This is a genomic window from Streptomyces sp. NBC_00390 (assembly GCF_036057275.1).
Classification (GTDB): domain Bacteria; phylum Actinomycetota; class Actinomycetes; order Streptomycetales; family Streptomycetaceae; genus Streptomyces.
In genome coordinates this window covers 8,363,112-8,376,645 of sequence record NZ_CP107945.1, presented here as the reverse complement: position 1 = coordinate 8,376,645, position 13,534 = coordinate 8,363,112, and the positions used below count along the sequence as shown (strand labels likewise).

Genomic DNA, 13,534 nt, shown 5'->3' with positions numbered 1-13,534 from the left:
GAACGCACCCGCAGACGGTCCACCCGGGACACTCCCCCGGGCGGGCCGTCCCGCACCGAGGGCAGCGCGATCCTGGGCATAGCGACAGTGACCAAACCGGGGTCCTGTGCCTACATCGCGATCCGGGTCCGTCGTCGGCGCCGTGACCGACGACGGACCGGCGCGAATCTCGTCAGGAAGTGATGCAGACGTTGCCCGCCGACGGGTTGAGCATGCCGATGACGTTGACGGAGTTACCGCACACGTTGACCGGGACATGGACCGGCACCTGAACGACATTGCCCGACAGCACTCCCGGCGAGCTCACCGCCACGCCATAGGCCCATGAGCCGGCCGACGCACTGCCGGTTGATTCCCCGTTGGCGCAGACGTTGCCCACTGACGGGTTGAGCATGCCGATGGCGTTGACGGAATTACCGCACACGTTGACCGGGACATGGACCGGCACCTGAACGACATTGCCCGACAGCACTCCCGGCGAGCTCACCGCCACGCCTTCGGCGCCGGCGTCGGCCGCCGCGGACGAGGCACCGCCGATCACTGCCACCCCGACGGCCAGCGCCACCCCTGCGCTATTGATGAGACGGAACATCGCTACCTCCACAGTGCCTGATCCGCCGACCGCGGCTCTCACGTTCGGCTACAGCCCGCAGTTGGGCTGTCACCACTATTTCGGCATGACAACAAAAGAGGATTGCACCAGAAACCGGAATTCCCCTGATCGGACCATCGATGGATGCCGTGCCTGAAGCCGGGTTGCGACAACACTGGAATCCCGGTTCATGGGCAGCTGGCAGGCCCAGGCCGACGGGCGGGGACCGGTCACCATCACGCTGTCCCGTTCGAATCAGCGACGTCACTTTGAGTAGCAAGAATGTCGGCAACTGATGCGAATGCGGCAATACGGAAGAGGCAGGTGGACGACGGATGCGTGGGACACGACGCGCGGCGCGGGTGCTCGGAGCGTGCGCGGCGGCGCTGACGCTGGCGCTGACGGCGCCGGGCACTGCGCAGGCGGCCAACGGCGTGCTGATCGTCGACGGGGCGCTGCACACCGACCCATCGGGTTGCCACCCGCTCGGGGATTTCGCGCCCTCGGAGGTCGCCAACCGCACGGACGAAGTGGCCTTCGTATGGTCGGGGCCCTTCTGCAACGGGCACGTGACGGGCGCCATCCTGCCGGGTCAGTTCGTGCGACCGGCCCCCGGCATGAGCCTGTTCATCGCCTGACGACGCGGCGCCGCCCCCCGGACCGCCGTGCGCCGGGAGGGGGCCGCTCCGTGACGGGCCTACGCGGTTGCGGGAGACGGTGTGGCCGACCCCGCGCCGTAGCCGACCGGGATACTTCCTGAGCCACGCAATGGACTCCCGGATGCCGACGGTCGACTCGGCCTGCTCGGTCCGTCCCTGCGTCTCCTCCCGAGCAACGAGGATGTCGTCGGCGAAGTCGTCGACCATGCGCGATTCGTCCCCTCCCCGCAGTGACGAGAGCTGTTCCGGGCAAGTTGCCGCCGTTGTGGCGATATGCGATATGTGGTGAGAAGCCTTTCACCGCTCGCCGGGGAAGCCTGCTGGCCGTCCTGGAAGAGGGAGCGCCATGACAGGAGCGAACGAGGGCGCCGGGCGTGTGATCGCCGGGCGCTACCGGCTCCTACGTCGGCTCGGCGCTGGCGGCATGGGACGGGTGTGGTTGGCCTACGACCAGGAACTCGCGTGCGAGGTTGCTCTCAAGGAGATCATCCTGCCGACCGTCGTCCCGGAACGCGTGGTCGGCACCCGGATCGCGAGGGCCCGCGGTGAAGCGCGGCACGCTGCCCGACTGCGCAACAACCCCCATGTCGTGACCGTGCACGACATCGTGGAGGACGACAGTCTGCCGTGGATCGTCATGGACTTCGTCCCCGACGCCATGGACCTGGAGTCGGTGGTGCGCGAGCAGGGGCCGCTGCCACCAGGCGACGTCGCCCGGATCGGGCTCGCCGTGCTCGACGCCCTGCTGGAGGGCCACCGGCTCGGCGTCCTGCACCGGGACGTCAAGCCGGCCAACATCCTGCTGACCCAGCCCGGCCCGCAGTTCTCCAGCCCTGCGGAGGGCAGCGGCGGCCACGTGCTGCTGACCGACTACGGCATCGCGCTGGAGCCGAGCTCCGGAGAGGCCCGGCTGACCGCCAGCAGGGAGATCCTCGGGACCCCACGCTTCATGCCCCCGGAACGGACCCGCAGCGTGGCGCCCACCCCGGCCGGCGACCTGTTCTCGCTCGGCGCCACCCTGTACTTCGCCCTCGAGGGGACCGGCCCCTTCGACCGCAACTCCGCCCTCACGACGTTGAGCGCTCTGTTGTTCGAGCCTCCCACGCCGCCGCGCCGGGCGGGGGAGCTGACCCCGGTCCTTCTCGGGCTGCTGGCCAAGGACCCCGAGGAGAGGATGGGCGGCGACGAGGTCGCCCAGCGGCTCACGTCCATCGTCGGCCAGCCACTGCCCCCACTCCCTCCTTCGCGCCAACCGGCCCTTCCGCCAGTGGTGCCGTCGAGCGAGCGACCCACCGCCTCGGAGCCGCCGCAGACTCGGGAAACGACCCCACCGACCGAAGACGTGCCACACTCCGAGGCTGAGAAGCCGTCCGGCCCACCGCTGGGCCCCCTGCCGACGTCAGTGGGCGAGGCACCGCCGCGGCCCGCCCTGCGGCCCGGACGCCGACGAGTCGGGCTCATCGTGGGGGCGGTGCTGGTGGCGCTGGCCGCACTGGGTAGCGGCATCTACCTGGCACAGCGCGGCCCTCCGGGCGCGGAAACGCCCGCACCGACGTCCGTGGTCTCGATCAAGGTCGGGGACTCCCCGCAGGGGATGGCCGTTTCCCCGGACGGGCGCCGGGGCTACGTCGCCAACTTCAACTCGGGCTCGGTGTCGGTCATCGACACCGCGACGAACCGCACGGTGGGCAGCCCCATCCCCGTCGGCGCCACCCCCGAGGGAATCGACGTCACTCCGGACGGCCGACGGATCTACGTGTCGAACAGCTCCTCGGGTTCGGTGTCCGTCATCGACACCACGAGTAACCGCACAGTGGGCAGCCCTATCCCCGTCGGCGCCACCCCCGAGGGAGTCGACATCACTCCGAACGGGCGCCGCGTCTATGTGGCCAACGGAGGCTCGGGATCCGTGTCCGTGATCGACACCGCCACCAACCGCACCGTGGGCAGCCCCATCCCCGTCGCCCCCTTCCCGGAAGGAGTGGCGATCACCCCCGATGGCCGCCGCGTCTACGTCACCAGCCTGGGCTCCGACTCCGTGTCCGTGATCGACACCGCCACCAACCGCACGGTGGGCAGCCCCATCCCCGTCGGCCGCTCCCCGGAGGGGGTGGCGGTTTCGCCCGACGGCCGCCGCGTCTACGTGACGAACGCAGGCTCCGTGTCCGTGATCGACACCGCGACGAACCGCACGGTGGGCAGCCCCATCCCCGTCGGCTCCCGCCCGGTCGGGACGGCTGTGTCGCCCGACGGCCGCCAGGTCTACGTGGCCAACAGGAACTCCGACTCGGTCTCGGTGATCGACACCGCGACGAATCGCACGGTGGGCAGCCCCATCCCCGTCGGCTCCCGCCCGGCCGGGGTGGCGGTCTCCCCGGACGGGCGTCAGGTCTACGTGGCCAACGGGAACTCGAGGTCGGCGTCGGTGATCATCCTTTAGGTGCACACGGTCATGGCGGGGTGCAGCCCGGCGGATCCCAAACGCGGTTGTGGTTCTCGTCGTAGTGGTACCCCGTACAGGGATCGTGCGGTGCCGCGCTCGACGACTCCGTGACGTCCTGCGTCGTCCGAGGTGCCGCTGCGGCGCCCGCCACTCCCATCGGTCCGGCGAGCAGCGCAGCAGCGCAGGACGCGCCGGCCAGAAGCCAGATGCTCTTCCGGGTGCATACCGACATGATGATCTCCCTTTGGGTGAATGGAGCCACATATCCCACCAGCGTGGGATTCAGACATAGCGGTGTCAAACGGCTGTCACGGACTTTTAGATCAAAGGCCCAGGTCAAAACAGTCGCGAGGTGGTGTCGGACGTCGGGCCCGACGGCGGGGTGCACCTGGGCGAGCGGGCGGGTGCCGGGGCGGTCCGGTGGTCCGCCGTCAGCGGGGCGTACGTGGCGTGGCCGCGTCACGCCACGTACGAACACGGCAGCGTCCGTGTCGGCGGTGAACTCGGCGGCCGTCATGATGTCCGCCGAGAGTTCGTCGGCGTCGACCCCGGCGGCCATCGCCCCGCCCGCACCGTCCTCCCCGCCGACGCGGGGGTGTTCCGACGAACGCCCCCGGTCCAGTGACCTCTCGCAGGACGAGGTCGGTCGTGGCCAAGCCATGCCCGCTCCGACCGGCGGGTTGCGCGGGCCTACTCGCGGGCGAGGCCGATCGCGATGAGGACGTGGGAGGGTTCGCCGCCTCCGGTGTTGCAGGCCGAGCCGGTGGAGGCGGCGATGCCGGGGAGGCGGTCGAGGAGGTCGGTGGCCTCGATGCCGGGAAGGGTGAGGCTGAGGTTCCCGGGCAGTCGCCGGTGTGGGTGGCCGTTGAGGCTGGCGCCGGGGATCGCTGCCAGGGCGGATCCCTGTCACGGGCAGCGTGTCGACCAGGTTCAGGATCCCGAGGTGACCGAGATCATTCTCGCGAGCAGCACTGTGGACTGGGGGGCTGGCATCGGCAACCCCGCTGCACTGCAGCGCCACTGGGACCGCCTGCTGCTCCCACTCGGTTGCACCCTGGCCAACGGCTGAGGCTCCGGCCCGGAAACCAAGCCCGAAGTCAACATCTTCGGAGTCCTAGCGATTCTTCGGAGCCGGTGTGAGGGCGGGAGAGCCCCCCTCACCTCGTCCACCTTCCCGACGGACGAGCCCACAACTGGTCCGCGATCTGCTGCTCGCCGCCATTTCAAGACCTGCCGACGCAACTCAAATGATCCCTGACCTGGGACCAGGGCGCTGAGATGAGGCGCCGTCACGAGTTCGCCACGGCGGCGGTGCAGTTGTGGCACGGGCTGACCTCGCGATGCGAACCATCGGCAGGACTCCGCCAGCCTGCCCGGCCAGCTCCTCAGGTGCCTGAAGGTCTGCCGCGGCCGGCGGGCTTGCTGTACTCCGCTGCTGAACTGCACGCCCAACGCCCCCGCCTTGGGGGCGCGGTGGAGCCAACTGGTCCTCTCGCTGCGAGCTATGGCCGTGGGGCTGCAGATAGTGGTTGGTGGTGAAAATGAACCCGTTGCCAGCCGATCATTGCCGTTGTCGCGGCCCCGGCGAGGCGGTCGGACTCGATCAGCGCGCGGAGACGGACTGGCGCACTACGCTGCCGGACTCGCGAACCATTCGGTGGTCACCAGCAGTTCGAATGGCTTTCGAAGTCCAACTCGGATGCGCGTGCGAGGACAGCTCCGCCAACGCACTGCTGATCCTCCGTGCCCGCGGCACGTGCGCGCTCTTGGCGAGCGACTGCCGCCGAGCTCAAGAAGTGATGCGATGACCCACCTCCCCACGTCACGCTCAGCCCCAGCTGCATGGTCCCCTCGCCCGCACTGCATGCGTTCGCAACGGGATCTGAAACACCGATGAGAAAACCGGACAGCGCCTCGTCCGGGCTTCACGACAGCGGGATGAGGGCACCTACCAGCACCACTGCCGACACGATCGTGAACCCAACGACCACGCCACGCAGCTGAGAATCGGGGGAAGGCTTGTCCCGCACTTCTTTGCGGGCCTTCGCGAGTGCTGACGGTGGGCGGTCAGCGCCTCTCCACCAGTGTCGAGTAGGCCCTCTCAAGGCCCCGGGCGTAGTCGGCCCCCAATTCGACGTAGACGTGCCCGCTGGCCGCACAGGCTTCACGCAGGGCAGTGCTTTGTTCCCTGACCCACGCGGCGATCTCCCGATAGGTGGTGTCATCGGCTCCGTCGAGCCAGTCCGGGGCGGCCCTCAAGTGTTCGGTGGTCAGCTCCGCGTTCCCAAGGAAGACGCAGCTCAGTGGCATCCCGAGACCAGCGGCGGCTGTGGCCGCCGCCGGCGTGACGATGTCGCCCTCGACCACATAGCCGTCCAGGGGATCAGAGTCGTCGAGGCTCTCCGCGGTGGCTCGGATGAACTCAACGAGGAAGGGCTGCGCCGGTACGGCCTTGTCCGGGTGCGTGCCGTGGCGCACGCCATGCTGAGGCGCGGCGCGCTGCAGCATCGAAACCAGAGCATCGGTCGGGCATCCCGGGATGCCGTCCCGTTCCAGCAGCATCCACGCGAGGGAGCTCTTGCCCACCCGTGGCGGGCCACCTATCAGGTAGATCACGTGCAGACCGTACCCCGGGCGGCAGTTCGGGTGATCTCGCGGTGGCAGAGTCGTGACCACACCTCCAGATCGGGCAGGTGAACGCGCCATGGGACGATCTCGGCCGTGGCTGGTGTGATCACGGCGTCGCAGCCGTCCTGGACAGCCCCGTTCACCGGGCTGAGCCCCGGCTGTTTCGGCAAGTTGGAAAATCCTCCGCCATTGCCGTTTGAGGGGCGATGGCGTACACCACGCCATGAGCGGCATCGCCCGACTGCACAACCTGGCCCTCGCCGAATAGGCGAACAGCCGTGCGGGCCAGCGGTGCTCGCGACCCTCAAAAGATCATGCGGGACAAGCCTTAGGCAGACAGGGGTTCCTTTCACGACCACGAGATGGTGAACGGACCGTCCGCTCCGGGTGGTTGCCGAGTGGCGTCATGGGGGATCGTGTTCGACTGTGGTGACTGCGCGGCTGTGGTGTGCAGTCGGATGTGCCTTCATTCGTCGGGTCAAGGTCCGTCTGCAACTGCAGTCCAGGATCCGTGACTCCATTGGCAAGGAAGACAGTTCGTCTGCAGTGGATCAGCAAATCCGCAGCGTCCTTAGCAATGACTACGAGCAGTAGCGGTCGGTTGTACGGCACTTCCGTCAGCCTGCGGGTCGCCGGTTCGACACGATGGTTCGGCGGTGGCGGCGAGCAGGGCGGTGTCGTCGTCGACCCGGTCGGGGGTGTTCAGCAGCTCCAGCGCCCGTTCGGTGATCTGCTGGGGGTCGGTGCGGGCGGCGGCGGGCAGCGCGCCGCAGGTCTGGCACAGGGCCGCCAAGCAGCCGTCGAGGGACAGCGCCCGGTTTTCCACCAGGCCGTCGGTGTACAGCAGCAGGCTGGTGCCGGGCGGGAACGCCACCTCGCGGTCGACCGGCGTGCTGCCCAGTCCCAGCGGCAGCGCAGGGGGCAGCTCCAGGTAGGCGGTGTCGGCGGCTACCAGCAGGGGCGGCAGGTGCCCGCTGGCGGCGTAGCGCAGGCTGTGGCGGTGTGGGTTGTAGACCGCGTACAGGCAGGTGGCGAAGCGTTCGGTGGCGAGCGACTGCAGGTAGGCGTCCAGCCTGGCCAGCACCTGGGCCGGGCCGGCGCCCTCCATCGCGAGGCTGTGCAGGGCGGAGCGGAGTTGGCCCATCACGATGGCGGCTTCCACGTCGTGGCCCATGACGTCGCCGATGGCCAGCCCCACGGCACCGTCGGGCAGTGCGAGCACGTCGTACCAGTCGCCGCCGACCTCGGCGCCGCGGTTGCTGGCCCGGTAGTGGGAGGCCAGGCGCACCCCGGGCACCTGGGGCAGGCGGTGGGGCAGCAGGGCGCGCTGCAGGGTCAGGGCGAGGCGGCGCTCGTTGTGGTACCGGGTGGCGTTGTCGTAGGCCAGGGCCAGGCGGTGGGCGAGGTTCTCCAGATACTTGTGTTCGACCGCGGAGTAGTCGGTGTGCCGGACCAGTACCAGGGCTCCCAGTGTCTGGTCGTGGGCGTGCAGCGGCAGGGCCAGCACGGCGGCGGGCGCCGGGTGCGGGCCGGCTGGTGCTGGGGAAGTGCCGTTGATCGCGTGGGTGGCGGCGAGGGCCAGGGCCTCGCGGGCAAGAAGGGGTGCGCCGGCGATGTATGCCGGGGGCGACTGCGCCGGGGCGGGTGAGCCGGCGGTGAGGTGGATGCTGATCTGGTCGGCGAAGTCGGGCAGCAGGATCTGGCCGGCAGTCTGCAGTATCTGGTCCGGGTCGAGGGTGGCGGACAGCCGCAGGCCCGCGTCGGACAGGGAGGCCAGCACGGCCAACTGGTTGCGGGTCTCGGTCAGGACCTGTTCGCGCAGCCGGGACAGCTCCAACCCGCTGCGGACGCGCGCCAGCAGCTGGCGCGCGGAGAAGGGTTTGGCCAGGTAGTCGTCGGCGCCGGCCTGCCGGCCCTGCACGGATTCCTCCTCGCCGGCGCGGGCGGTGAGCAAGACGATGGGCAGGCGGGCGGTGCGCGGGTCGGCGCGCAGCGCCCGGACCAGCTCGAAGCCGTCCATGCGGGGCATCATCACGTCGCTGAGCACCAGCTCCACCGGCTGCGCCAGGGCCATCTCCAGGGCGGCCCGGCCGTCGGCGGCGAGCAGCACGTCGTAGTCGGGCTGCAGAAGCTGGGTGAGGTGGGCGCGCATGTCGGCGTTGTCGTCGACGACCAGCAGGCGGGCCCGGTGGGGGCGGTCGGTTTCGTGCGGACCAGGGCCGTGGGCGGCATCGTGGCTCGCGGGGGCGTGCGGGGTGCGTGCCGCGGGGGTGGCCGCGGCCGGGCCGGGGTCGGCCGCCAGCCAGCCCAGCGCCTCGTCCACATAGGCCGCGGCGCGGCCGGGCCGGCCGCCTCCGCCTTCCCTGGCGGTTTCCCCGGAGGATCCGGCGTCGGCCGCGGGCGGGTCCGGGCGGGGCCGGTGGGCGGCGGCGAAGGGAAGGTCCACGGTGACGTTGGTGCCCTGGCCGAGCCGGCTGTCCACGCCGACGGTGCCGCCGTGCGCTTCCACCAGGTCCTTCACCAGCACCAGGCCGAGACCGCTGCCCTCGTGGGAGCGGGAGCGGGCGCCGCGAACCCGGTGGAAGCGCTCGAACAGGCGCGGCAGCTCGTCCGCGGGGATCCCGGTGCCGGTGTCGGTCACGGTCAGCCGGGCCCGGTCGCCGGCCACGTCCACCTGCACCCGGGCGCCGCCGGTGAAGGTGAACTTCAGGGCGTTGCTGAGCAGGTTGAGGATGATCTTCTCCCACATCTCCCGGTCCAGGGACACCGGCTCGGGCAGCGGCGGGCAGTCCACCTCCAGCGTCAGCCCGGCCGCCTCGAAGGCGGAGCGGAACACCCCGGCCAGCTCGGCCGTGGCACCGGCCAGGTCGACCGGCTCGAGGGCCGGGCACATCTGCCCGGTCTCGGCCCTGGCGACGTCCAGGAGGGTGTTGACCTGCTTCAGCAGGCGCAGGGCGCCGCGCTCGGCCAGTTCCAGCTGCTCGCGCCGCTCGGGCCGGTCCTCGTCGGCCAGAGCCTGCTGGAGCGGGCCCAGGAGCAGGGTGAGCGGGGTGCGGAACTCGTGGCTGACGTTGGCGAAGAACGTGGTCTTGGCCCGGTCCAGCTCGGCCAGCGCCTCCGCCCGCCGACGCTGCTCGTCGTGGGCGAGCGCGGCCGTCAGCGCCCCGGCCACGGCGGCGGCGAGCACCTCCAAGAAGTCCCGGTAGGACCCGGCCGGCGGAAAGCAGGGGTTGACGCCCACCACCAGGACGCCCTCGACCTGGCCCGCGCAGTCCAGCGGCAGGGCCAGCGCCTGCTCGACTGGGAGCCGGGTGGCCGCGGCGTGCTGCCCGGCAGTGTTGCCGCCGGTGAGCGCGGCGGCCGGCAGCATGGCAGGGGCACCGTCGGCGACCACCTGCGCCAGCCGGGCCGCGACCTCCGACCCGTCGGCCGCACTCAGCGAGACGGCCTCGGGCATCGGCCCGAGCCCGGCGGAGGCCGCCGGCCGCAGCACGCCCGGCTCGGTGGCCAGGTACAGGCCCAGGAACGGGATCTCCTCGGGATAGGAGCCCAGCACCTCCGCGACGACGCGGGCGACCTCGCCCGGGGTGGGCAGCCCGGCGGTGCGGGCGCCGGTCTCGCTCAGCAGCCGCAGCCGGCGCTCGCCCAGTACCCGGCCGGTGGTCTCGGTGATGATCTGCAGCACGCCGCCGGCGGTGCCGTCGTCCAGCAGCACGGGCTGGAAGGCGGAGTCGAAGTAGCACTGTTCCGGAAAGCCATGGCGCTCCATGATGAGCGGCTCGTCGGGGATCAGCAGGGGCTTGCGGGTGTCGGTCACATAATGGAAGTGGGAGCTCACGGGGTCGTCCCAGACCTCGGGGAACACATCCTTATAAGGCCTGCCGAGCGCCCAGGGGTGTTTGGCGCCGACAATGGGTGAGGAGCCCAGGTTGTACAGCGTGGCGTATTCGGCGCCCCAGTACAGAGCCATCCCGTGCTCAGAGGTGAGCATGAGGCGCAGGGAGTCCACCAGGGGCCCCGGCCAGGACTCGGGGGGCCCGAGCGGCGTCGCCGCCCAGTCGATCCCGGCCAGAAGCTCGCCGAACGCGCCGGCCTCGGCGAACATCCGAGCCGCCGCGGTGCGCGGGTCATCGGGCCGGGTCATCGAGAAATCTTCCTCCTGGCGCCTATGTGATCCGCCCGCGGCCGCCAAGGCTGCCGACGGCCACTCACTGTGGACCTTCCGGGCAGATCGGACGCCGGATCCGACGGTTCTGAACTACACTCATGCCGGAATTGCAAGATTAAAATATCTGAAAGGGTGATTTGATCAGCAGTTTACGCCTGCAGCCGCACGCCGACGGCGGCAGCGGCGACGGACCCGGTCGCGCAGGCCGAGCTTCGCGGCGTCCTGCCCCGGACCGCAGCGACCGCCTCATCGAAGACCTGTTCCATGTCGACCGTCCCGTTGCTGCGGACCCAGGTTTCCGTTGCGATGGCGGAACAGGCCAGGGCACAGGCGACGAGCGCGCGGGCCCGCACCTCGGCCAGGGCCTCCTCCGCGGCACCCAGCCTTCGGGCGATGTCCGGCACGAGCAGGTCCATCCACTGCTGCTGCTTGTCCAGCTGACGGCCCGGAGAGAGGGCGACGCGTGGAGCATGCTCGTGATCTTGAGGAAGTCCTCCGGGGAGTAGGGCAGGGACTCGACGAGTGCCTTGAGGGCCGCCGGGAGCGCTTCCCATGGGGCTCGTCCGCCGGGCGGGCTTCCAGTGCGGCCTGCAGGACCCTGCCGCATCAGCCGGGCGTTCATCGAGCCGTTGCGGGCCGCCGGCACCGGGGTGTTGATCAATGTCGCAAGCATGGCCGCCTACCTGCCCGTCCCCAACATGGCCGTCTACGCGGCAGCCAAGGCGTTCGTGCTGAGCTTCACCCAGGCCCTGTGGCAGGAGTCCCGCGGCACCGGGTTGCGGGTGCTCGCACTGTCTCCCGGCGCGACCAACACCGAGTTCTTCGACGTCATCGGCACCAACGCCGCGGACGGCAGCTCCAAACGCCAGTCTCCCGGGGAGGTCGTGGCAACGGCGCTGCGGGCCCTTGATCGCCGCACACCCCCGCCCAGCGGCGTCTCCGGCCGACTCAACCGCCTGATGGCAAGCCTGGACCGGGGATTGAGCAGGCGTCGTGCGGTCACACTCATGGGATCCATGACCGCCGCACACTAGGGTCGGGCTTTCGATCGGGTAACTCGGCGTGTTGCCATGCTCAGCGGGGGATTTGGCGACGACGACAACGCTTCGGTCCGTGGAGGACCATTCCACGTGCGGCACCTGCTGTGGTCGGGCGACGGCTCCAGAGCCTCGCCAAAGCCGGAGGTGGCATCGACGGAACATCAGCGCCGAATACGCCGCCACGCTGCCCACCAGCACGCCCCCGAGCCGCGAAGATCCCGCGCACGCATCGCCCCCGGCCCGTCAATGAGAGGCGTGCGGTCGGCGGTTCACCCCGCGCCGGTGCTGTCGGTACCGCCTGGGAGACTCCCATCATGGACACCACACCCGAACAGATGAGCTCCCGGACAGCGGCCGGATGGACCGTCGCCCTCGCGGCCCTCGGAGCAGTCGCCGGCTTCGTCTGGGACGGGCCGTTCCTCGCCGTCGCCTGCGCCCTGTCCCTGGGAGGCGGCGCCGCCCTGGGCACGCTCCTGTCCCGCCGTCAAATGATCGCAACCATTCGGGAAGGCCAGGGGAAGGCCGCCGCGCTCGGGTACGCCGACGGAATCGCGGACATGGTGGTGCTGGAGATATCCGCGTACAGGACCTCCGTCTTTCCGCTGTCCGGCCCCGATGCAGTAGACGCCACCGAGCGCAGGGCGCGCCGTAAGGCGGCCTACCGCCTCACGGCCGCCGACGGGCTTGCCCACCACATTCGTGAGGCCGCGGCCACCGCTCTCGAAGCAATCGACAACGCGCGTGACCGCGACGCCCAGTCCGCCATCGAGGACCTCATGAAGGCCGTCCAGGAGCAGCGCCGCGGCACGTGACCGCAGCCACCGCCGGCCCTCTTCGTGGCCTGCACCCCATGCAGGATGACCCGCCGTGTGCGGAAGCGGGGCAGTGGCCGGGATCGAGCCCGCGGTGTCCGCGACCAGCCGAGCCGACTGCAGCCCGAGGGCAAGTCCTCTTCAGTGTCGGCCCGGGCGCCATCAGAACGGTGGCAACGGCTCGATCCGCGCCCACTGCGGGTCAGTCAACGGCAGCTCCGGACCGACGACCTGCTGACTGGCGCAAGGGAACTGCGCAGTCGTGGTCAGCTGTCTTGAGGATCCAACTCGAACGTGAAATAGATGCTCAGGCAGTAGGGCTCGTCCTCGTCGTGAAAGAAATCCCATGACACGTCTACCAGGCGGATTCTTTGCTCCCGCACCCACTCATGGGCTTTCTTGAAGGCTTCCGCGGCAGTTGTGGCGGGGAACAGTTTCCTGGCCATGGGATGCACACCGGTCTCAGCGTCCGAGTCGTCGAAACCCTTTGGAACATCCAGGCAGAAGTTGGGATCCAACACCATGGAGTGCGTCCTTCCCAGTCGGTTCACCAGTACGAGTCGACAGAGGCCGGTCCTCTGAGCACGACGGCCAGTAAGACCGCCGCACACCCAGGAAGGGTTGCTTCTGCCGACCATGCGGCGAGGTGACGCAGTCAGTGACCGAGGCCGCCCCGATCGCCACCCCGTGCCCGCGCGCTCGTCAGGGGCAGGGGCGACCCGTCCCTGAGCCTTACGCGCCCACCGGGTGCGCTTTACTCACGGACACCCCGGGTTCGAGGGCCCGGCGGTCACCCGGCCCGGCCGTTTGCAGGGAGGCTGCCGGGCCGGTCGCCGCCTGTGTGCCCGGGCGGGGGGCGCTGCACCACCGGTACACGACCGTGCCGGTTCACGGCATGCCGGACACCGACCGGTAGGCGCGGCCGGTCGCCAGGCCGAGCCCGCTCCCGCGCATCCGGGGCGAGAACTCAACACGGTTTCCCTGCTGGTCGAGAAAGGTGATGACCGGCCCTCAGGCGTACCTGTCGGCAGCGTCGACGCGCAGGTCGTCGACCACGGCACCCTCCGTGCGGATGCCGTCCCGCCGCAGCCGCCGCACCACCACCGCATGCCGCAACGCGAAGCCCAGAAGCAGCACGACACCGCCCGCGCACGGCACCGCACACCTCAGGCCGTTCGGCATGGACCGCCTC

General features: G+C 70.1%; 12 protein-coding genes and 3 pseudogenes. 8 read left to right on the top strand and 7 right to left on the bottom strand.

What is annotated here, in order from left to right; all coding sequences use genetic code 11:
- Positions 1-184: 184 nt before the first annotated feature.
- Positions 185-592, bottom strand: a pseudogene (locus OHS70_RS37480) (chaplin family protein); the annotation flags it as partial.
- A gap of 335 nt (positions 593-927) precedes the next feature.
- On the opposite strand from OHS70_RS37480, the gene OHS70_RS37475 reads away from it, so the two are divergent.
- Together OHS70_RS37475 and OHS70_RS37470 are read left to right on the top strand one after the other, a co-directional pair.
- Positions 928-1,230, top strand: a complete 303-nt coding sequence (locus OHS70_RS37475) for a hypothetical protein (protein ID WP_328405130.1) — start codon at positions 928-930, stop codon at positions 1,228-1,230.
- Positions 1,231-1,597: 367 nt separating this feature from the next.
- Entirely contained in the window at positions 1,598-3,691 is a 2,094-nt protein-coding gene (locus tag OHS70_RS37470; RefSeq protein WP_328405128.1) for a protein kinase domain-containing protein, read from the top strand.
- Positions 3,692-3,701: 10 nt separating this feature from the next.
- Here the strand turns inward: OHS70_RS37470 and OHS70_RS37465 are convergent, their stop codons facing one another.
- Positions 3,702-3,926 carry a hypothetical protein gene (locus tag OHS70_RS37465; protein ID WP_328405126.1) on the bottom strand — a complete coding sequence of 75 codons (225 nt, stop codon included), beginning with the start codon at positions 3,924-3,926 and terminating at the stop codon, positions 3,702-3,704.
- Positions 3,927-4,046: 120 nt separating this feature from the next.
- On the opposite strand from OHS70_RS37465, the gene OHS70_RS37460 reads away from it, so the two are divergent.
- On the top strand, positions 4,047-4,319 hold the full coding sequence (locus OHS70_RS37460) for a hypothetical protein (RefSeq protein ID WP_328405124.1): 273 nt from the start codon (positions 4,047-4,049) through the stop codon (positions 4,317-4,319).
- 318 nt (positions 4,320-4,637) lie between these two features.
- A complete protein-coding gene (locus tag OHS70_RS37455; protein ID WP_328405122.1) occupies positions 4,638-4,763 on the top strand; it encodes a hypothetical protein in 126 nt (41 codons plus the stop codon).
- A gap of 998 nt (positions 4,764-5,761) precedes the next feature.
- Here the strand turns inward: OHS70_RS37455 and OHS70_RS37450 are convergent.
- A complete protein-coding gene (locus OHS70_RS37450) occupies positions 5,762-6,310 on the bottom strand; it encodes a hypothetical protein (protein WP_328405119.1) in 549 nt (182 codons plus the stop codon).
- Between the two features lie 105 nt (positions 6,311-6,415).
- Between OHS70_RS37450 and OHS70_RS39255 the strand changes: the two are divergent.
- A pseudogene (locus tag OHS70_RS39255) lies at positions 6,416-6,496 on the top strand (IS5/IS1182 family transposase); the annotation flags it as partial.
- Positions 6,492-6,590, top strand: a pseudogene (locus OHS70_RS37445) (IS5/IS1182 family transposase); the annotation flags it as partial. The pseudogenes OHS70_RS39255 and OHS70_RS37445, both read left to right, overlap by 5 nt.
- 303 nt (positions 6,591-6,893) lie before the next feature.
- On the opposite strand, the gene OHS70_RS37440 reads toward OHS70_RS37445, so the two are convergent.
- Both OHS70_RS37440 and OHS70_RS37435 read right to left on the bottom strand, forming a co-directional pair.
- Positions 6,894-10,466: a SpoIIE family protein phosphatase gene (locus tag OHS70_RS37440; RefSeq protein ID WP_328405117.1), complete on the bottom strand. Its 3,573-nt coding sequence runs from the start codon at positions 10,464-10,466 to the stop codon at positions 6,894-6,896.
- A gap of 173 nt (positions 10,467-10,639) precedes the next feature.
- The gene (locus tag OHS70_RS37435; RefSeq protein WP_328405115.1) at positions 10,640-10,906 is read right to left on the bottom strand and encodes a hypothetical protein; all 267 of its coding nucleotides are present in this window, start codon (positions 10,904-10,906) and stop codon (positions 10,640-10,642) included.
- 165 nt (positions 10,907-11,071) lie between these two features.
- Between OHS70_RS37435 and OHS70_RS37430 the strand changes: the two genes are divergently transcribed.
- Both OHS70_RS37430 and OHS70_RS37425 read left to right on the top strand, forming a co-directional pair.
- Positions 11,072-11,524: an SDR family NAD(P)-dependent oxidoreductase gene (locus OHS70_RS37430; RefSeq protein ID WP_328405113.1), complete on the top strand. Its 453-nt coding sequence runs from the start codon at positions 11,072-11,074 to the stop codon at positions 11,522-11,524.
- 320 nt (positions 11,525-11,844) lie between these two features.
- Positions 11,845-12,342: a hypothetical protein gene (locus OHS70_RS37425; RefSeq protein ID WP_328405111.1), complete on the top strand. Its 498-nt coding sequence runs from the start codon at positions 11,845-11,847 to the stop codon at positions 12,340-12,342.
- A gap of 266 nt (positions 12,343-12,608) precedes the next feature.
- Here the strand turns inward: OHS70_RS37425 and OHS70_RS37420 are convergent, their stop codons facing one another.
- A complete protein-coding gene (locus tag OHS70_RS37420; protein ID WP_328405109.1) occupies positions 12,609-12,866 on the bottom strand; it encodes a hypothetical protein in 258 nt (85 codons plus the stop codon).
- Positions 12,867-13,353: 487 nt separating this feature from the next.
- Positions 13,354-13,524, bottom strand: coding sequence for a hypothetical protein (locus tag OHS70_RS37415; RefSeq protein ID WP_328405107.1), 171 nt, complete (start codon positions 13,522-13,524; stop codon positions 13,354-13,356).
- Positions 13,525-13,534: the final 10 nt, after the last annotated feature.